This window comes from Catenibacterium mitsuokai (assembly GCF_025148785.1).
In the GTDB taxonomy this organism is placed as follows: domain Bacteria; phylum Bacillota_I; class Bacilli_A; order Erysipelotrichales; family Coprobacillaceae; genus Catenibacterium; species Catenibacterium mitsuoka.
Window position 1 is genome coordinate 2,155,356 of record NZ_CP102271.1, and the last position, 20,474, is coordinate 2,175,829.

20 protein-coding genes are annotated in these 20,474 nt (G+C 34.3%); 4 read left to right on the forward strand and 16 right to left on the reverse strand.

Features of this window, described 5'->3' with window-relative positions:
* Positions 1 to 7 precede the first annotated feature (7 nt).
* A complete protein-coding gene (gene fmt, locus NQ499_RS11190) occupies positions 8 to 958 on the reverse strand; it encodes a methionyl-tRNA formyltransferase (protein WP_259848515.1) in 951 nt (316 codons plus the stop codon).
* 144 nt (positions 959 to 1,102) lie between these two features.
* Here fmt and rpsT point away from each other — a divergent pair, with 144 nt between their 5' ends.
* Both rpsT and ispG read left to right on the forward strand, forming a co-directional pair.
* Entirely contained in the window at positions 1,103 to 1,366 is a 264-nt protein-coding gene (gene rpsT, locus NQ499_RS11195; protein ID WP_040389829.1) for a 30S ribosomal protein S20, read from the forward strand.
* 113 nt (positions 1,367 to 1,479) lie between these two features.
* Positions 1,480 to 2,547 (forward strand): flavodoxin-dependent (E)-4-hydroxy-3-methylbut-2-enyl-diphosphate synthase, encoded by a 1,068-nt coding sequence (gene ispG / locus NQ499_RS11200; RefSeq protein ID WP_006505501.1) that lies wholly within the window; start codon positions 1,480 to 1,482, stop codon positions 2,545 to 2,547.
* 31 nt (positions 2,548 to 2,578) lie between these two features.
* On the opposite strand, the gene NQ499_RS11205 is transcribed toward ispG, so the two are convergent.
* The 3 genes from NQ499_RS11205 to NQ499_RS11215 all read right to left on the reverse strand — a co-directional run bounded on the left by NQ499_RS11205 (position 2,579) and on the right by NQ499_RS11215 (position 6,663).
* On the reverse strand, positions 2,579 to 3,832 hold the full coding sequence (locus tag NQ499_RS11205) for an RNA-binding domain-containing protein (RefSeq protein ID WP_006505502.1): 1,254 nt from the start codon (positions 3,830 to 3,832) through the stop codon (positions 2,579 to 2,581).
* 588 nt (positions 3,833 to 4,420) lie between these two features.
* The gene (locus NQ499_RS11210; protein ID WP_040389830.1) at positions 4,421 to 5,293 is read right to left on the reverse strand and encodes a deoxyribonuclease IV; all 873 of its coding nucleotides are present in this window, start codon (positions 5,291 to 5,293) and stop codon (positions 4,421 to 4,423) included.
* Complete coding sequence (locus NQ499_RS11215) at positions 5,290 to 6,663, reverse strand: DEAD/DEAH box helicase (protein WP_006505504.1); 1,374 nt, start codon at positions 6,661 to 6,663, stop codon at positions 5,290 to 5,292. Before NQ499_RS11215 ends, NQ499_RS11210 begins: the two co-directional genes overlap by 4 nt.
* Before the next feature lie 98 nt (positions 6,664 to 6,761).
* Here NQ499_RS11215 and NQ499_RS11220 point away from each other — a divergent pair, with 98 nt between their 5' ends.
* Both NQ499_RS11220 and NQ499_RS11225 read left to right on the forward strand, forming a co-directional pair.
* The gene (locus NQ499_RS11220) at positions 6,762 to 7,673 is read left to right on the forward strand and encodes a 4-hydroxy-3-methylbut-2-enyl diphosphate reductase (RefSeq protein ID WP_040389831.1); all 912 of its coding nucleotides are present in this window, start codon (positions 6,762 to 6,764) and stop codon (positions 7,671 to 7,673) included.
* An 8-nt stretch (positions 7,674 to 7,681) separates the two neighbouring features.
* On the forward strand, positions 7,682 to 8,533 hold the full coding sequence (locus tag NQ499_RS11225) for a Cof-type HAD-IIB family hydrolase (RefSeq protein WP_006505506.1): 852 nt from the start codon (positions 7,682 to 7,684) through the stop codon (positions 8,531 to 8,533).
* A 15-nt stretch (positions 8,534 to 8,548) separates the two neighbouring features.
* On the opposite strand, the gene NQ499_RS11230 is transcribed toward NQ499_RS11225, so the two are convergent.
* The 12 genes from NQ499_RS11230 to NQ499_RS11285 form a co-directional block, all read right to left on the reverse strand.
* Positions 8,549 to 9,007: an NUDIX hydrolase gene (locus NQ499_RS11230; protein ID WP_006505507.1), complete on the reverse strand. Its 459-nt coding sequence runs from the start codon at positions 9,005 to 9,007 to the stop codon at positions 8,549 to 8,551.
* A 1-nt stretch (position 9,008) separates the two neighbouring features.
* Positions 9,009 to 9,752: a Nif3-like dinuclear metal center hexameric protein gene (locus tag NQ499_RS11235; RefSeq protein ID WP_006505508.1), complete on the reverse strand. Its 744-nt coding sequence runs from the start codon at positions 9,750 to 9,752 to the stop codon at positions 9,009 to 9,011.
* Between the two features lie 46 nt (positions 9,753 to 9,798).
* Positions 9,799 to 10,470 carry a tRNA (adenine(22)-N(1))-methyltransferase gene (locus tag NQ499_RS11240; protein WP_006505509.1) on the reverse strand — a complete coding sequence of 224 codons (672 nt, stop codon included), beginning with the start codon at positions 10,468 to 10,470 and terminating at the stop codon, positions 9,799 to 9,801.
* Positions 10,470 to 11,726: an RNA polymerase sigma factor RpoD gene (gene rpoD, locus NQ499_RS11245; protein WP_006505510.1), complete on the reverse strand. Its 1,257-nt coding sequence runs from the start codon at positions 11,724 to 11,726 to the stop codon at positions 10,470 to 10,472. Before rpoD ends, NQ499_RS11240 begins: the two co-directional genes overlap by 1 nt.
* 2 nt (positions 11,727 to 11,728) lie before the next feature.
* Positions 11,729 to 13,495 (reverse strand): DNA primase, encoded by a 1,767-nt coding sequence (dnaG, locus tag NQ499_RS11250; RefSeq protein WP_006505511.1) that lies wholly within the window; start codon positions 13,493 to 13,495, stop codon positions 11,729 to 11,731.
* Between the two features lie 12 nt (positions 13,496 to 13,507).
* Positions 13,508 to 14,884: a glycine--tRNA ligase gene (locus NQ499_RS11255; RefSeq protein ID WP_006505512.1), complete on the reverse strand. Its 1,377-nt coding sequence runs from the start codon at positions 14,882 to 14,884 to the stop codon at positions 13,508 to 13,510.
* A gap of 136 nt (positions 14,885 to 15,020) precedes the next feature.
* Complete coding sequence (locus NQ499_RS11260; RefSeq protein ID WP_006505513.1) at positions 15,021 to 15,944, reverse strand: serine aminopeptidase domain-containing protein; 924 nt, start codon at positions 15,942 to 15,944, stop codon at positions 15,021 to 15,023.
* Positions 15,945 to 15,959: 15 nt separating this feature from the next.
* Entirely contained in the window at positions 15,960 to 16,697 is a 738-nt protein-coding gene (recO, locus tag NQ499_RS11265; RefSeq protein WP_006505514.1) for a DNA repair protein RecO, read from the reverse strand.
* Entirely contained in the window at positions 16,684 to 17,580 is an 897-nt protein-coding gene (era, locus tag NQ499_RS11270; RefSeq protein WP_006505515.1) for a GTPase Era, read from the reverse strand. Before era ends, recO begins: the two co-directional genes overlap by 14 nt.
* A complete protein-coding gene (gene cdd / locus NQ499_RS11275; protein WP_006505516.1) occupies positions 17,577 to 17,972 on the reverse strand; it encodes a cytidine deaminase in 396 nt (131 codons plus the stop codon). The genes era and cdd overlap by 4 nt, the downstream gene beginning before the upstream one ends.
* Positions 17,972 to 18,439, reverse strand: a complete 468-nt coding sequence (ybeY, locus tag NQ499_RS11280) for an rRNA maturation RNase YbeY (RefSeq protein ID WP_006505517.1) — start codon at positions 18,437 to 18,439, stop codon at positions 17,972 to 17,974. The genes cdd and ybeY overlap by 1 nt, the downstream gene beginning before the upstream one ends.
* Before the next feature lie 6 nt (positions 18,440 to 18,445).
* On the reverse strand, positions 18,446 to 20,464 hold the full coding sequence (locus NQ499_RS11285) for a cysteine peptidase family C39 domain-containing protein (RefSeq protein ID WP_006505518.1): 2,019 nt from the start codon (positions 20,462 to 20,464) through the stop codon (positions 18,446 to 18,448).
* Positions 20,465 to 20,474: the final 10 nt, after the last annotated feature.

Consider the following 20,474-nt stretch of genomic DNA (forward strand, 5'->3'; position numbering starts at 1 on the left):
ATATCACCTACTCAAACTGAGTTCCTACCTCGAATATATTCTTACCATTTAAATAATCCTTTACAGACATACGTTTCTTACCAGAAAGCTGTATCTCTGTAATAACGAATACACCATCTTCTACCTTTACCCCAATTGCATCTTTAAAGATCTTAACGATAGTACCATTCTTTTCATCTTTATGATGTTCCTTGGCATTAGGGCAGTCATGAATTTCACCCTTATAGATTTTTACAATCTGTCCATTATAAGTGGTAAATGTACCCGGATGAGGATATAAGCCTCTTACGTGATTAAAGATTTCTCTTGCTGTCTTATTCCAGTCAAGTCTTTCATCTTCTCTCTTAATAATAGGTGCATAAACAACTTCATCAGGATTCTGTGGAATTCTATCATTTGTTTCATCAAAGATAGATGGTAATGTATCCTTTAATAATTCAGCACCAATATCAGTTAAACGATCATATACAATTTCTAAGTTATCATCATCTGTAATTGGTGTGGATTTTTGAGAGATAATATCACCTGCATCCATCTTTTCTGCCATATACATAATAGTCACACCTGTTTCTGTGCGACCATCAATAATAGCACGATGCACTGGTGCCCCACCACGATAAAGTGGTAATAAAGACGCATGTACATTCACACATCCTAGACGTGGTGCTTCTAATACAGCAGTTGGTACAATCTGTCCATAAGCTGCAGTAATAATTAAATCAGGCTTTAGATCTAAGACTGCCTGATAGTCATTTCTAATACGTTCTGGCTGTAATACAGGAATATCATGTTTTAATGCTTCCTGTTTCACATCACTCATAGTGAGTACTTTCTTTCTTCCTACATAACGATCTGGCTGAGTGACAACACCCACAACATCATATTTATTTTCTAATAACATCTGCAGTACTTTTAATGAAAAAGATGCAGTTCCCATAAAAACAATTTTTTTACTCATAAAATTCCTCCTGTATTGTCTTTTTTATTATAACATACTCATTTTATAAGTGCTACCACACAGGAAAAGCCAAAAAAACTATTGCAATCATCTAGCATTTTTGGTATTATAGTTCAGCAAACTATAGAACGAGGTGAGATTATTATGGCAAACATGAAACAGCAGATTAAACGTTATAAAAACGATAATGAAAAAAGATTAGCAAACAACGCAGTAAAGAGCGCTTTAAAGACTTCAATCAAGAAGGTATTAAAGGCTGTAGAAGAAGGTAACAAGGAAGTTGCTACTAAGGAATTTAACGATTGCACAAGACAGTTAGATTCATCTGTAACTAAGCATATCCATCACAAGAACTATGCTAGCAGACAGAAAGCAAGACTTCAGAAGAAAATTAACTCAATCGGATAATTGATAGAGTTTTCTATATGAAACATAAACATCCAGCATTTTGCTGGATGTTTTCTTATACCTTGCATTTAGGGTGTAAGTTTCTTAAAATATAAAGTGCGAGGTATAGAAATATGTTAAGAGAAGAAACAAGAAGTGTACAGGTAGGCAATTTAACTATCGGTGGTAATAATCATGTAGTGATTCAGTCTATGTGTAATACAAAGACTAAGGATGTAGAAGCAACTATTAAACAGATCAATGCATTACAACAGGCAGGCTGTGAACTTGTAAGAGTGGCTGTATTTGATAAAGAAGATGCTTATGCAATTAAAGAGATTAAGAAAGGGATTCATATTCCTTTAGTGGCTGATATTCATTTTGATTATAAGCTCGCTCTTATTGCCATAGAATCTGGTATCGATAAGGTACGTATTAATCCTGGTAATATTGGTTCTATCGAAAAGGTAAAAGCAGTTGTAGATGCATGTAAAAAAAAGCATATCCCTATTAGAATTGGGGTTAATGGTGGCTCTTTAGAAAAAGATATTCTAGAGAAATATGGAGAACCTACACCTGAAGGTATGGTTGAATCCGCAATGAAGCATGTAAAAATTCTAGAGGATCTAGATTTCCATGATATCGTTATTTCATTAAAGTCTTCTAATACAATGTTGACTATTAAAGCATATGAATTAGCATCTAAAACATTCCCTTACCCTTTGCATGTAGGTGTCACTGAAGCAGGTACAGCCTTAGGAGGCACTATTAAGTCTTCTTTAGGTATTGGTACATTATTATATGAAGGTATTGGAAATACTATTAGAGTATCTTTAAGTGATGATCCTGTAGAAGAAATCAAGGTTGCTAAGATTCTATTAAAGGAATTAGGTTTATTAAAGGGTGTCCCTACTCTTGTATCATGTCCTACTTGCGGTCGTATTCAGTATGATTTGATTCCTATCGCTAAAGAGATGGAAGATTTCTTAAAGGATATTCATCTCGATATTACAGTCGCAATCATGGGTTGTGCAGTAAATGGTCCAGGGGAAGCACGTCATGCAGATATTGGTATTGCAGGTGGTGTTGGTGAAGGTCTTCTTATTAAGCATGGAGAGATTGTAAAACGTGTTAAACAGGAAGATATGGTTCAGACACTTAAAGATGAGATTTTAAAGATGGTTGAAGAAAAAAGCGAGTAATTCATAAACTCGCTTTTTTACGTTAGATTTTCTATTTTATTATATATTTTGTAGATCTACCTTTTCCTTGAATCAGTATAACTCCCTTTTTCTCTAATATTTTTAATAGAGAAGATACTTTTGATTTACCAAAAGGTGTACTTGGTACTATTTCACTAATAGATTTTAGGACTGTTTTACTTAATGCTTTTAAAATAAGATGCTCATCATCTGTCAAATCAGAAATATCTTCAAAAACAGGCAATTCAATCTTTATAGCATTTTCTGATACTTCAAAACGAGGTTTCACAAAACTACTTTCATATAATTGTTTGATTCGTGTAATACCTGTCCCAAATATTTCTACAAAGCCTAATCGATAGAATACATTCGCAAGATTTCTATTTCTTAAAACAGATATTTTACCATTCAAATACTCTTCTTCAGAAATCCCCGAAGGCAATCCACCTGGAGACACTATATCGATATGATTATCAAACATAGATATTCTAATATGAGAATTCACATCCCACACCCTGTGAATAAGAGCATTCGCAATAGCTTCTCTAAAAGCTGCTTCTGGTATCTTTTCTACATTCTTTCTTTCAGGTCCTTCTATCACTTCATATCTATAATAATCTCTAAATACCTCAAGTGTTTTCTTATAGACTTCTAGAATAGACATATGATCAAATGTAATTCTTTTCTGAATAACACTGATATTTTCTCCAAATTTTATAATATCAACTCCAGGGAAATCATTATTATCTGCTAGTAAACCAGCCGCATTATTATAACCATTATTATTATCATAGAGATTAAGAGTTTTTAATGTGTCTAAAGTAAACGAATTGATTTGAATAGATTTTTCTAATTGTTCTTCAAGAAAATGAAAAGTAAGATTTTGGTCTTTACATGGTAATTCCTCAAAGCTAATATTTTTACCTTCTAATACAAGTCTTGAGAACTCTAATGTATCTACTTCTATAGTCGCAGAATCATTACGCTTGTATGCTTTTGATTTATATAAATATGGTTTCTGTAATCCACTTTTCACAATAAGTTTTATGGTCTTGTTTACTTCATTTGGTTCAAGTACATAATCTGGTTGTGGAGAAATAGTATCATTGATTTTGTTTTCAATATCTAAACATGATTTGATTAGATCTGATAAACCTTTAATATTGCCATCATCGTCAACTCCAAACAAGATTGTTCCACCATCATAGTTAGAAAAAGCACTGACTGTTTTCAAGAAAGTACTTGTGATTGTTTCTTTGAACTCTAAATTTCTTGTTTCACGCATATTACTATCTCCTTTCCTATCCTACTACTTTAAGTATAATTAAAAATGAGCGTAAATTCAATCGAAAACTTTTTCGTCCAAATTATTTCAATCGTAAATCAGAAAAAACACCCTTTTTATATGATTTTCGAGCGAATAATACACTTAATTATACGAATATCAATCTCAGAATACATTCCATTTCTCATAAATAAAATTAAAAATGAACGTAATTTCAATCGATTCAATTTTCGTTCATGCTTTAAAACATAATCAAAATTATAAAGTATATAACAGTATTTTTTATAACATCAAACACTCACTAGATACATATATAGAGCTTATTCAAGCAAAAATACGCGTAAAAACAATCGAAAATTCAATCGAAAACTTTTTCGTCCGCGCTATTTTCAATCGTAAATTTTAAAACACCCTCTTTGTGGGATTTTCGTCCAAATTAATAACTTACTCGTTACATGACAAGGTAATAATATAGCTGAATAATTCAACAATACACATCAAAGACAATCATAAATTCAATCGAAAAGTTTTACGTCCAAATTATGTACTTATTGAACATAAAAAAAATAAGCAACCAATTACGGCTGCTTATTCAAACATTTCTTTTAAACCTGGGTTGAATTCATGCTTTTTCAACATTTCAATCTCTTCTTTATAAGGTGCATTCTTTTCAATATAAGGTGTTTCTAGAATCTTAGGAACATCCTTTAAGCGTTCATTAGATACAATAGAGTCTAATGTATCAAAACCGATTGTCCCAAAACCAATATTCTCATGTCTATCTTTATGAGAACCTTGTGGATTCTTAGAGTCATTGACATGAACAACTAATACCTTATCTAAACCGATTTTTTCATCGACTTCATCAAGAATTGCATCAAAATCAGAAATATCATAACCTGCATCATTTAAATGACAAGTATCTAAACATAAACCTAATAATTCAGGATAATCACAATGATCAATAATATAAGCTAACTGATCAAATGTTCTACCTAGTTCAGTGCCTTTACCAGCCATTGTTTCTAAGGCAATATGTACCTTCTGGTCTGGTTTCATTGCTTCATTTAAGCCAGATACAATGGCATCTAATCCTGCTTCATCCCCTGCTTTAACATGAGCACCTGGATGAAGAACAAGTCTTGTAGCACCAATTTCGTCACATCTTTCAATTTCCTGACGTAAGAATGATACGGCAAGTTCTCTTGTTTCAGGCTTGATTGTATTTCCTAAATTAATAATATAAGGGGCATGAACAACAACTTTGTCCATATCTATTCCCTTTTCTTTCATTAATTCTTTGGCTTCTTCTACACGTAATTCAGAAACAGGTTTACGTCTCGTATTCTGAGGCGCACCTGTATAAAACATGAATGTATTGGCATTATAACTTAATGCTTCTTTTACACTTCCTAGAAGCATTTCCTTACCACCCATTGAGACATGTGAACCTATAATCACTGCATGTTCTCCCTTTCACGTTTTTCTCTCTGTGCCTGTTTCGCACGTTCTTTTTTCTGTCTCTGAATATCTTTACGAATAATATCTCTTTTCTTTTTCTGGTAAATAGCCTGAATTTCTCTTTTTCTCTTCTTCTTATAACCAGGTTTAACCTTCTTAGGTCTCTTAATAATACGCTGAATTTCTTTTTCTAATTCAGACTGTGGCGCATTTCTATTCTTACGCTTATTACGTGCCTTGGCATCCGTTAATACACCATTACGGATTTCTTTTACTTCAAAGTGAATACCCTTCTTTTCAAGTGATTCAACCATCTGCTGATTAGATGAATCATACATAGAGTAACATTCACCCTTATACTTACCACGACCACATCTACCAGATCTATGAATATAGAAGTCTCTTTCTGTTGGGAATTCCATATTAATAACATGAGATACACCATCAATATCAATACCTCTAGCCGCAATATCTGTAGCTACAATGTACTGATATTCATTATTGTTGATACGTCTCATCATCTGTTTACGTTCACGTGGTTCTAAGTCACCATGAATTTCACCGACACGATAACCATCACTTCTTAACTGATCAGATAGCTTAGTGGCCTCTGTTCTCTTATTACAGAAGATTAAGCAGATATATGGATCGATGATATCCATGATATTCTTTAATACTGTATAACGGTCATGATGCTTTGTATGAATTAAGTAATGTTTTGTATTGTCTGTTGTTTTCTTATGGGCATCAATCTGTACTAATTCTGGCGCATTCATATATTTTCTTAAGAATGGCCATAAATGTTCAGGAATAGTAGCTGAGAATACAAGCATCTGTAAATCTTCTCTCATCTTAGATAAGACTGCATCTAAATCTTCAAGATAACCATATTCTAAAGTCATATCGGCTTCATCCACTACAAATGTAGTAGCTGTAGTGATAATTAAAGCCTGTTCATTTAAAGATAAGTCTTTAATACGTCCTGGTGTACCAATAACGATATGTGGCTGTGTAGAAAGCTTATTAATAGCCTTCTGCTTATCAGAACCACCAATCACTAGTGAGATTCTTAAATCAGGGTTTTCTTTCTTAAATTCCTTTGCGTTTTCATAGATCTGATGTGCAAGTTCTCTTGTAGGAGTTGTAATAACAGCCTGTACATAATCTGCATTTGTATCAATACGATCAATAATAGGAATTAAGAATGAATGAGTTTTACCAGTACCTGTCTGTGAGATACCAATAATATCTTTATTCTTATAAACAAGGGGGATCACCTTATCCTGTATAGGTGTTGGTGATGTGAAATGTATGTTGTTTAAAGTCTTTTTTACATAATCATTAAATTGAAATTTGTCAAATAAATCCATTATAATTCGCCTCCTTTAGCGTCTATTATCATACCATGATTTTAAAAAAAAACAAATCTAATCTCACTTATGTTAGAATTGTTTTTGAGGTGAAGAATATGAAGGTTACAGGAATTGTCCCTAGAGGATATTGTAAGGGTGTTATACGTGCCATTAATATAGTAAAAGAGACAATAGAACAGCCAGGTCCTATTACAGTACTTGGTATGATTGTACATAATCAGTTTATTGTGGATGCATTAAAGAAGCGTGGTGCTATCACAATTGAGGATGCAAGTAAGACTAGAATGGAACTTCTTGATGAAATCAATGAAGGAACAGTTATTATTACAGCACATGGTGCAGGAGATTGTGTCATTGAGAAGGCAAAGAGTAAAGGACTCAATGTAGTGGATGCAACATGTTTAGATGTTATTAAGACACATACGCTTATTAAGGAACAGTTAAAGCGTGGTAAGGATGTTTTATATATAGGTAAAAAGAATCATCCTGAAGCTGAAGGTGCATTATTGATTGATCCTGAACATATTCATTTAATTACATCTAAGAAGGATTTAGAGACACTCGATAAAGATAAACATTATGTCATGACAAACCAGACAACTATGTCCCTTTATGATGTTTATGATTTATGTGAGTATGCGAAAGAAATATTAGATGTAGAGATCATGAAGGAAACTTGTTCAGCTACACAGATTAGACAGGAAGCCATTGCGAAGATGGATGAAGATATTGATCTAGTCATTATTGTAGGTGATCCTCATTCTAATAATACAAAGAAGCTGGCTTCTATTAGTATGGAGAAAGCACATAAAGATACCAAGATGATTGGAAGTCTTGAAGAGTTAGATTTATCATGGCTTAAAGGAAAGAAACATGTAGGAGTAAGTTCTGGAGCTTCTACCCCTACTGTATTGACCAATCAGATTATTGATTTTTTGAAACAGTATGATGAAAATAACCCAGATAGTTTTATTAAACCTGAAATACCTTATGAAAAGATGTTATAGGAGAGTATATGCGTAAGAAGATTATATTTTTTGATGTAGATGGGACTTTAGTTGATGTGAGACCTGTAAAGGAATGTATTCCTGAATCAACTATCCAGGCAGTGCACGAGACGCGTAAAAAAGGAAATTTATGTTACCTTTGTACAGGGCGTTCTCTTGCAGAAATCTATCCTTATATTTTAGATGTAGGATTTGATGGCATTATTGGTGCTGGAGGTGGATTTGTACAGATGGGTGATAAGATGTTATATCATAAGAAGGTCAGTGATGAAGATGTTCATCGTGTTGTAGACTTCTTTGAAACAAATCATTATGACTATTATTTAGAGTCTAATGGTGGTTTATTTGCCTCTAAGAACCTCATTAAAAGATTAGAAAGCATCATCTATGGTGATCTAGAAAATGATCCTGAAGCAAGAAGAAAGAAGGAAGAGGAACCAAGTCATTTTATTACTGCACTGATTGAAAATGAGAATATGTATAGAAATGATGTGAATAAGATTTGTTTCTTAGAACATGAATCTATTCCATTTGATGAGATTAGAAAGCAGTTTAGTGATGCATTCCAGGTGATTGAATGTACTGTTCCTGCATTTGGTGATGCATCAGGTGAATTGTCTGTAGCGGGTGTGAATAAGCATACTGCCATTGAAGCACTTATTAACCATTTAGGTATTGATCAAAAGGATACATATGCTTATGGTGATGGTATGAATGATGCAGAAATGCTGACATTTGTAGCTCATGGTGTTGCAGTTGGTAATGCGAAAGAAGGTTTAAAGGCTATTGCTGATGAAGTATGTGATGATATTGCGAATGATGGTATTTATAAAAATATGAAAGAGCACGGATTAATCTAATGTCCGCGCTCTTTTTTAGTATATTTCTTCTTTATATTCTACAAGTTCATCATTCTTATAAGTCACCTTGGCATGGTGATAATGATCATCTTCCATCCAGTTTAAGAAATGATAATCTGCTTCCCATTGTGGATAATCAGGAATTAAATCATCATTCACCCATTCAAGAACACCTTCATCACATTCTTTTAATGTCCCTTCAAAGTCATGACAAGAATAAACAAACATACCTTCGTCTTCACCATAATAAAGACCTGGGAATGTGACATAACCATGACATCTAACTGAATGCACTGTATAACCTGTTTCTTCTAGTATTTCTCTTTTTACACATTCATCAGGTGATTCACCTGGTTCTAATTTACCGCCTACGCCAATCCATTTACCTTCATTGATATCTTTCTTCTTTTTTATACGATGAAGAAGTAATGTCTGCCCATCTTTCTTTAAATACGCTATTGTAGTCAAAATCATCCTAATACTCCTTGAAATAGCCTGGAGAAGTCGCTTCTACGATTTCACAGTCTATTTCTTTTTCTAATAATTCTTTTAATTTATGTACCATAATAACTTCTACATGATGTCCTACATCTACTAAAAGAATATTATAATCTGATGCTTTTAAACCACTATGATATTTCAAATCACCTGTGACATAAGCATCGACCTGTGGAGCGACTTCATCTATTAAATCTCCTCCAGAGCCACCACAGATTCCTACTGTAGAGACTTCTTTCACTTTACCTGCATAATTGACTGATGGAATATTAAAAGCTTTCTTTACATAGTCTAAGAATTCATACATACCCATTGTATCTGGGAGTACACCCTTCTTGGTAATATTAGATTCATCGGCATCTTCAATATTTAAACATCCTAATGCTTCCATTAGCCATCTATTCATGGAAATCTTATCTAAAGATGTATGCGCACTATAGACAACAATGTTATGTTTAATCGCTTTTTCAATAAAACGTCCTACAGGTGTTGTAGTATCTAAAGTCAATGTATTGAATAAGAATGGATGATGGGTAATCAACATCTGACATCCTGCATCAATGGCTTCCTGTAGAGTTTGTAAGTCTGCATCTAAACCAATCATTATTTTATTCACATCAGTATGAATATTACCCACCTGTAATCCACAATGATCCCAGTCCTCTTGACAGTTTAAAGGATAATGAGATTCCATGATTTTAATAATCTGTTCTGCTTTCATAAATATCACCTTCCATTTCAAACATTATAACACAAAAAAGAAGTACCTAGAGTACTTCTTCAATTAAGGCAATAGAATGTAATACCTTTGCATATTTTTCATGTTCAGTATTTAATGAATCCAATATACGTCTTTGGATCTTTAGTTCTCTTTCCCACTTTTCAATAAAGAGAGGATCCTTCTGTTTTCTAAGGACTGGTCCAAAGAGAATATCTTTTTCATCTAATTCCTGATGGCCTTTTTTCACAACCATGATTTCATAAATATGATGAGCATCTTTGACTAATGCTTCATCAATAATCTGTAAGTTATGATTCATTAAGTATTCTCTTAATAAATCAATGGCTGTATTGGCCTGTAGAAAGAGTATTTTATCTTCTACATAGTCAAGATGGGCATCTAATATTTCACTCATCAATAAGCCACCCATACCACAAATAGAGATCATATCTACTTTCTTATCGATGATAGGATCTAATCCATTACCAAGTAATGGGATGACTTGATTTTCAAGATGTAAAGACTGAATTGTTTCTTTAGAACTAGAGAGAGGTCCTTCCGCTACATCACATGCATAAGCTGATGTGATGATGTTTTCATCAAGTAAAAAACAAGGCAGATAGGCATGATCAGTGCCGATATCTGCCAGGATAGTTCCTTGTTTATGTTCTTCAATCATCCAAGCAACTTTGCTTAGACGTTTTGAATGAAGCTTCATTAGTGATCTAAGAAGTCCTTTAGACGTTTAGAGCGTGAAGGATGTTTTAATTTTCTTAAAGCTTTTGCTTCAATCTGTCTGATACGTTCACGAGTAACATTGAATTCTTTACCTACTTCTTCAAGTGTTCTTGTACGTCCATCATCTAGACCAAATCTAAGTCTTAATACTTTTTCTTCTCTATCTGTAAGTTCTAATAATACTTCATTTAATTCATCTTTTAATAATTCGTTAGATGCATAATCATCAGGACTCATAGCACCTTCATCTTCAATGAAATCTCCTAAATGAGAATCATCTTCTTCACCGATAGGTGTTTCTAAAGAAACTGGTTCTAAAGAAATCTTCTGGATTTCTCTTACCTTTGCAGGAGTCATTCCATCCATCTTTTCTGCGATTTCTTCAGCTGTTGGTTCTCGACCTAATTCCTGAACAAGCTGTCTCTGGATACGAGTTAACTTGTTGATAGTTTCTACCATATGTACTGGAATACGGATAGTACGTGCCTGATCGGCAATTGCACGAGTAATAGCCTGTCTGATCCACCATGTTGCATATGTAGAGAACTTAAATCCTTTTGTATAATCGAACTTTTCTACAGCCTTAATAAGACCCATGTTACCTTCCTGAATTAAGTCTAGGAATAACATACCACGCCCTACATATCTCTTAGCGATAGATACAACTAATCTTAAGTTTGCAGCTGCAAGTTCTTTCTTAGCCTGTTCATCACCTTCAAGAATACGTTTTGCAAGTTCAATTTCCTGTTCATGAGTTAATAAGTCTACACGACCAATTTCCTTTAAGTACATTTTTACAGGGTCATTGATTTTAACGTTAGAACCTAATTGGTTCATATCATCATCGTCATCAGACTGGTTATACATCTTATTTGTATCACCAAAGTCCATATCTAGATCATTACCGAAATCTAGATTAGCAATATCATCATCACCTGTATCATCATCTGTATCTACTTCTAAGCCTTCAAGGTCATCAAGATCATCTGCCCCTCCAGCCATGAAGTCATCATCATCTATTTCTAATGCATCTAAACCATCTTCAATTTCAATGTGGTTTTCATTGATTGCATCAATAAGGTTTTCATATGCTTCATCATCTAAATCATATCTAGACTGGAAAGCATCTAAGTCATCCTGAGTTAAACGGTTGCCTTTAGCCTTAGCGGCACTAATCAGCATTTTTTCAAGTTCTTCAAGAGTAATACCCTGTACTGCTTTATCCTTTTTTGCCATAGCTACTCCTTTTTCAAATCAATTAGTTTTTGGAGAATCTCAGCTTTTGCGCTAGGTGCAAGAACATCCTTGAACTGTTGCTGCAGTTCCTGTTCACGAATATTCTTGGTATTTTCTGTAATTCTCGCAATATAATCATCAATTACTTCTTTTTGATAAGGGAGTGGAAGTGAACACTCCGCAATATCTGTCAATGCATTCACAAGAGCTGAATGAGAACTCCCAATCTTATCGATAAGGTTCGCTACATCCATTGTCTTATGCGTACGATAATAGTCTCTAATATAAGCGGCTAATGCACGATATGTATCATTATGCATAAAGCCTGCTTTTGCTTCATAAATATCACTGACCTGACGGTCATTCAACATATAGAATAATAAATTCTTTTCTGCCAAAGTATATTTATCTAGAATAGGACGCTGGTCCTGAATTGTTTCAATACGATTTTGAGAGAACTGTTCACGATGTTCTAGAATAGCGGAACTATTGAGCAGCTGTTCCTCAATGATTTCCTTAGGGAAATCAGTCAATGATGAAAGCTTCGCAATATAATGTCCACGATCAATTCTATCTTCTATCTTCGCAATCTTCTCACATGCCTTTACAAGTAAGGTTTTACGATCTTCATAATTACGTAAATCAAGTCTTGAACATTCAAAGGCCATCATGAAGTCAATAGGACTTAATGTATCCTTTAAAACCGCATCCAGACCTTCTATACCTTCTGTTGATAAGATTTCATCTGGATCTCGTCCATCAGGTAAAAGAACGATTTTGACTTCAAAGCCCTGCGATGTAAGTAAATCACTGGATTTCATTGCGGCCGCCTGACCGGCCATATCACCATCTAAGCATAAATGAATCGTACGTGTCATACGCTTCAACATTCTTAAATGATCTTTAGTAAGAGCTGTACCCATCAAGGCAATACAGTTATCATGATGGGCACGATGCATCGCAATCACATCCATGAACCCTTCATTAATATAGACAAAGCCTGCCTGACGAACTGCTTCTTTCGCACGATGGTAATTATAAAGTGTTTTACCTTTAATAAATATATCGGACTCTGGTGAGTTCATATATTTAGAATTCTTATCCTGAACTTTATAAACTCTTCCTGAAAAACCGACAACTTTTCCAAATTCATCATAAAGAGGGAACATGACGCGATCATGGAAACGATCATAATGACGTTCATTCTCTAAGACTAGGCCTGATTTGACCTGAGCCACTTCAGTATAGCCTTCTTTCTGGAAACGTTCATGTAGAATGGATTTTTCTGGCGCATAACCAATCCCAAACATCTTGATGAGATCATCATCAAAACCACGATGACGTAAATAATCAAGTGCCTGTTTACCTGACTGGGTATAAAGATAATACATATAAAGTTTTAATGCAAAAGCGTGCATATCATAAAGAGGCGCAAGCGCCTCATCTACTTTCACAACACGCTTTTCTAGTGAATAGCCAGACATATCTACATGTCCAAACTCTGCCACTTTCATAACGGCTTCTACGAAAGGAACCTTTAAATATTCCTGAATAAATGTGAAAACATTCCCTCCGTTGCCGCATACAAAACATTTATAAATCTGTCTTGATTGTGAAATAGATAAAGATGGATGATTATCATCATGGAAAGGACAGATAGCCATATAGTTCTTGCCTTTTTTATGAAGTTCAAGGTACTGGCCCATCACATCAACGATATCTACGCTTTGTCTGATTTCATCAATCTTTTCCTGTGATAATCTTGCCATCTAATCATCCTCTTAGTTAAAACGTGTTTTATCCGCAATATAAGCTTTTAACTGATCAATTGGTAATCTGATCTGTTCCATAGTGTCACGATTTCTTACAGTAACGCTATGATCTTCAGCTGTATCGAAGTCTACAGTCACGCATAATGGTGTACCAATAGCATCCTGTCTTCTATATCTCTTACCAATCTGACCTGCCTGATCATATTCACAATAGAAGTCTTTTACTAAATCGTTATAAAGTTCCATTGCTTCATCAGACTGCTTCTTAGTAAGTGGTAATACTGCAACCTTTACTGGAGCTAATGCAGGATGGAAATGCATAACTTTTCTTACATCACCATTTTCAAGTTTCTGTTCTTCGAATGCATCTGCAAGAACTGATAAGAATAAACGGTCAGCACCTACTGATGGTTCAATAACGTATGGAAGATACTTTTCATGAGTGTCTGGATCTAAGTATTCTAAGTTCTTCTTAGAATATTCCTGATGACGTCCTAAGTCATAATCAGTACGATCTGCGATACCCCATAATTCACCCCATCCAAATGGGTATAAGTATTCGATATCTGTTGTTGCTTTAGAGTAGAAAGAAAGTTCTTTCTGGTCATGGTCTCTGTATCTTAAGTTTTCTTTATTGATACCTAAATCATATAAGAACTGCATACAGTCATGACGCCATTTTTCAAACCATTCTAAGTCTTCATTTGGTTTAGTAAAGAATTCAAGTTCCATCTGTTCAAATTCTCTCGTACGGAAAATGAAGTTACCTGGAGTGATTTCGTTACGGAATGATTTACCAATCTGTCCAATACCAAATGGTAATTTCTTACGTGATGTTCTCTGAACGTTCTTGAAGTTTACAAAGATACCCTGAGCAGTTTCTGGTCTTAAGTAGATCTTGCTCTTAGCATCCTTTACAACACCCATAGATGTTTCAAACATCAATTCGAACTGTCTGATATCTGTGAAATCATGTCCACCACATTCAGGACATGCGATGTTATGTTCTCTAATAAAAGTCATCATTTCTTCTGGAGTCCATCCATCTGGATGTAATTCAGGATCATAAGCTTCAATTAATTTATCCGCTCTATGTCTTGATTTACACTGTTTACAGTCAATAAGTGGGTCATTGAAGTTACCTACATGTCCACTTGCCTGCCAAACTCTTGGATTCATGAAGATTGCAGAATCAATACCTACGTTGTAAGGACATTCCTGAACGAATCTCTTCCACCATAAGTTTTTGATGTTATTCTTTAACTGGACACCCATTGGTCCGTAATCCCATGTATTTGCGAGTCCATCATAGATTTCTGATCCCTGATAGACAAAACCTTCACCTTTTGCATGTGCAATTAGCTTTTCCATATCTTTTGTAGCCATATTTTCCTCCTTGAGATAAGAAATGACTTAGGAATAACCTAAGCCATGAACTTTATAGTCCCACTATTTATACCCTTATAGTGTATATTTGTCAACCAATCATAAGGGTATAAAAAAGAACCTTTCCTAAGAAAGGTTAGATATAAGTACGTGCGTTTAACCAGGCAAGAATGTCTGTATAGACATTGATGCGATCCTTGCCAAATAGTAATGCATGACGTTTGTTGTCATAGATCTTTAGTGTAATATCAGATATGCCAAGTGTTTTATAGTTATGATAAATCAGCTGCGCATCTTTACCTAGACGAGTGAGAGGATCAAGTGCACCTGATGCAATCCATGTAGATAAATAAGTTGGTGTTTTCTGGTATGTCTCTTCACTATTGGCATGTCTAGAAATCTTATAGATATCACTATACCCTTTAACTGTATAAGAGAAATTCGTCAATGTATCATTAGAAAATCTATCTACTAATTTTTCATTATCTGCAAGATAAGAGAATGGATGATCTTCATTGAAACGATGTGATAACTTCATTCTGTTTCTTAATGCAAGCTTATTTAAATGATATCTTTCACCCTTCATCAGCTTAAAGAAGTTAAGACAAAGATTCTTATAGCGGTACGCTCTGACACCGGACACTGCCCCCATCAACAACATTCCCTGGAAATAATCACCAAAGCGTGCTGCATATTCACGAATCATCTGTGCACCAAAGCCAGTTCCTAAATAAAAATAAGGTGTATCTGTATAGCGTGCCATCATGATTTTCTGAAGACGATGCATATCCTTCATCAAATGATCAAGTACTTCTCCTTTTCCAAAATAACCCTGTTCAAAATCAATCAGTGAATGACCATGTCCGACCATATCACTCACTACGACAACATATCCTTTATCACACATGAAATTCGCAAAATGATCATAGTTACATGCATTTTCATTGAGATCATGCTGTACAAATAAAACAGCTTTGACTCTAATGATCACCTGTGGTTCATAAACGAAAAAGTGAACATGTGTATGTAGTGTTGATGTATAAGTTTCTTCGTGCTTCATACATCCATCCTCCCCTCATATCCATTCCTTCACAAAACGCAACGCATTGAGATATATTCCACAATATTCATCAATATAATACTCAAATATGAATAATATCTCTTTAAGTACAGATTCATCTATAGACAATGTATCAATATGCGCCATCGGCGTCTTATAAATATGACGTATTGCCTTTAAAGCTTCTATAGACATCTGTACATCCTGTGGTGTTTGATGCTTACGACATACAAATCCACCATCTACAAGTGAAAAAGAAGTGACTGATGTATGTCCACAATGGACACACCCGTCTACTTCTAACTCTATTCCGTTATCTTTCATAATAAAGACAAGAATCAATGCATAAATCAATTTATATGAATATCCTGTATCTATTGCCTTAAGTGCATCAACCAAAAATGCATAAGTATCTAGATCCGGTTTATTTTCAGGAACATAGCGATAATAATATTCTAATAAACATTGTGCAAGAATATCTGTTTCTATATGATCCTGGATATGTATATAGTATTCAATTCCTGTTGCACGTACAAGAGTAGACAAGCCTTTACGTATATTCAATTCAAATAAGCTTAACGAGGAAGGTGTCACTCCACGGGCGTTTTTAGAATTGATCTTTCTAATTCCTTTTCCATAGACAGATATACGACCATAGTCATGTGTATAAATAGAAAGTATTGCATCAGATTCTTTTGAAGGTGTTATTTTAAGTACAACCCCTTCTGTTTTCTCAATATTATGAGTAATCATCCTGGTTGTAACCAAATTCCTTTAAATACTGTGCTTTATTACGCCAGTCTTTTTCTACTCTTACAAAGAGTGAAAGCTTAACAGGAACACCCGCAAAACGCTTCATATCACGTCTTGCCTGGTCTTTGATCTTCTTGATCATTGTCCCCTGCTTACCAATAATAATACCTTTCTGGCTCTTTCTATTCACAATAATGACAGCCATGATGTCTAATCCATTTTCATCTTCAATCCACTGTTCAATTTCTATTGCCACATCATGTGGAATTTCATCATGAGTGAAATAAAGAATCTTTTCACGGATGAATTCAGCCATAATAAACTGTTCTGGATGGTCTGTAATTGTATCTTCTGGATAAATCGCTGGGCCTTCTGGTAAATCCTGTTTGACAGTCTTGATTAATTCATCCACATTATCCCCATTAAGTGCACTGATTGGGATGATTTCCTTAAAGTCCATCATCTGATTCCATTCAATCAACTTATCCATTAATTCATCTTTTGAAAGAAGATCCGCCTTATTTAAAACAAGATAGACAGGACATTCTGCTTTCTTTAGCCTTTCTACAATAAAGCGGTCCCCCTTACCAATACGTTCATTGGCAGGTTCGATAAATAAAATCACATCAGTTCCTACGATACTATTTAGAGCTGTTGTATTCATAAATGAACCTAAACCATCCTGTGGTTTATGAATACCAGGTGTATCTAAAAATACAATCTGTGCTTCATCATCTGTATAAACACCCTGAACTGTATTTCTTGTAGTCTGGGCAGTAGGTGATGTAATAACTAATTTTGTCTTTAAAATATGATTTAATAAAGTAGACTTTCCTACATTAGGACGTCCTACAATACTTACGAAACCTGATTTATAACTCATAAATCCTCCTCACTAAAACTTCTAGGTAATAATTCATAGATATTTGTCACTTCATAGTGATCTCTTGCTCCTAATACAATAGGTGTATCAGGCTTTAAAAGTTCACTCAATGCCTGACGACATGAACCACAAGGAGAAATCAATGTAGGTCCATCTCCGACAATCGCAAGTGCTTTAATATCCTCTTTACGGTAGCCTTGACAATAAGCCTGAAATACTGCATTACGTTCAGCACACATCGTAGAACCGTAAGCAGCATTTTCAATATTGGCACCATAAATCATCTTGCCATCATTGAGTTCACAGCATGCGCCTACTTTAAAATGTGAATAAGGGGCATAGGCATTTTCTCTTGCCTTAAAGGCTTCATCCACTAGATATTGATAATCCATTAGACTCCCTCTCTTTCAATACTTAAGGCACCTAAAATCTCATCCTGTAAACCAAACATTTCTTTTTCCTGTTCATCTGTCATATGATCATAACCAAGTAAGTGGAGAATACCATGTGTAAATAAGAAACACATTTCTCTTCTTAAAGAATGACCATATTCTTCTGCCTGTTTCTTAGCATGATCTACAGAAATAAAAATATCCCCTAAAGTTCTAGGCATGCCTTCCACATAAAACTGATCATTATCTTCCATCGCAAAACTGATAACATCAGTGGAACGATCTATATGACGATATTCTCTATTAATTTCATGTATTCTTTCATCATCTACAAGTACACATGATACTTCTACATCATCTTCAATACCTAAAGTCTTTAAAGCCTGTTCAATAATAGCTGTAAAATCCTGTTCATAATTATTTTCAAAGTTATCTACTTCATTATCAAATACAAAATCTATATTCATTTATGATCACCCTTTCTCGATGATTTTTCCTTTATCCATTATAACATAGTCATATCCCATGTTCATGATTTTTTTATCATGTGAAATCACCATAAACAACTTTTCTTGATAAGTCTCAAACAAAGTTTGAATGATGATTTCTTTACGTTCAAAAGAAAGATGACTCAAGGCCTCATCAAGAATATAAATATCTCCATCACACAACAAGGCACGGGCAAGGGAAAGAATCTGTTGTTCTCCTAAGGATAAAGGAAGTCCCTGAGAAGTAATGGGTGAGTCTCCTAATTCAATTAATCTTTCTCCTGTTAAGGAAAGTAATACATGAAGTATACGTTCTTCATCCTCACAATTCAATACCTCTTTGATAGAACCAGGAATAAATGATTCATGTTCCTGTACAAGAATGATATGTTTCTTTAAAGAATCCTGATTGATATCCTTTAAAGGCTTATTATTCAGGAGTACTTCACCACGATAGTGAGAATCATTGCCTTCGAGTAAATAAGCTAAAGTAGACTTACCAGATCCATTATCTCCAAACAAGAAGAAAGAATGATCTATTTCTAAATCAAGATGATTTAAAACAGGCTCATGAAAACCATAAGCATAAGAAACATTATTCATATGAATAGCATGAATGGGTTCTTCTATAAGCAATTGACCTTGCGGTAATGGTGTGGTGAGTTCCTTATACTTTTCATAAAGTACTGTACTTTGGGAATATTCCACTAGAGTGGTACAAAGATGAATAAGAGGAATAAGAATCATATTATAAACCATATAAAATAAAATCAATTCACCCATACGAATACTCTTTTGATGATAAAGAAATAACCCTACAAATAATATAAGTGCTTCTCCAAGTATTTGGATCATATGCATACCAGTAGAGAGTGTCAGTGAGAATTCTTCTTGATCTTGCTTATGATTGGCTTCATTTTCATAATAGTGTTCATATCTTTTTAGCCATTGATGTTTTCCATAATATCTCTTTCCTATTTCCCTCTGGTCCAAATAATCAATCAATGCATGAGAAGACTCAATATGAGCCGCAATATAATCCTTATAGAGTTCTAAGAAATGCTTACTTTTAAAATAGATAAAGAGAGATAGAATCACTAATACAACAACAAGCACTAAAGATAACTGTCTAGAAATAAGTAATAAACCAAGTAGTTCTAATAGAATAGATACAAGATCTACATAGAAGATACTAAAATACGCAATACAGAACTGACTTAACTGGTATAAATCCATGATCTGTGGATGTAATGTTCCTGTATCTCCTTTCAAGTCTATTGCATGACTGATACTTGTATACACAAATTCCTTGTCAAAAGCACGAGTTAAAAGAATACTTTTCTTCTCTTTTGTCTTTTCTATACCAATCTTCACTAAACCAATAAGCAAGTAAGCACCTGAAACAATCATTAATATCACACTCGGTGTTTTGACCTTCATATAATCAATAAGTGAAGCATAAATAAGTGATAATACATAAGAGAATAATGTGATAAAGAATGTATAGCTACCTAATTTTCTAATATCCTTATGATAGAGCTTCTTGATTTCCTTCAAGAACTGTTTGAATGTCTTATTCTCATATTCAAAATAACGTCCAATATGAGTGATGGATACTACATTTTCTGTATAAATTGATGCCAATTCTTCTTGATCATAGACCACAATACCATGTGCAGGATCACCAATAATATAAGTATCTTCCTTGATTTCATAGAGCACTACAAAATGTCCTATGCCCTCTTCTAATGTATGTAAGATACAGGGCAATGTAATATGTTCTTTAATATCTGATAAAGAAGCATGGTATGCTTTGGCTTCTATCGCATAGGCTTTAAATGTTTCTACTAACCCCTTAATGGTTGTACCCGTATGGTCCATTCGTGCTTTTCTTTTAATGTTGAGGGTGTCTTCTTCAATATCATAATATTTCAATATCATCTTGATACAATAGACACCACAGGATATTTCATCATCCTGAAGATATATAGGATATTTACGCATATAAAAAACC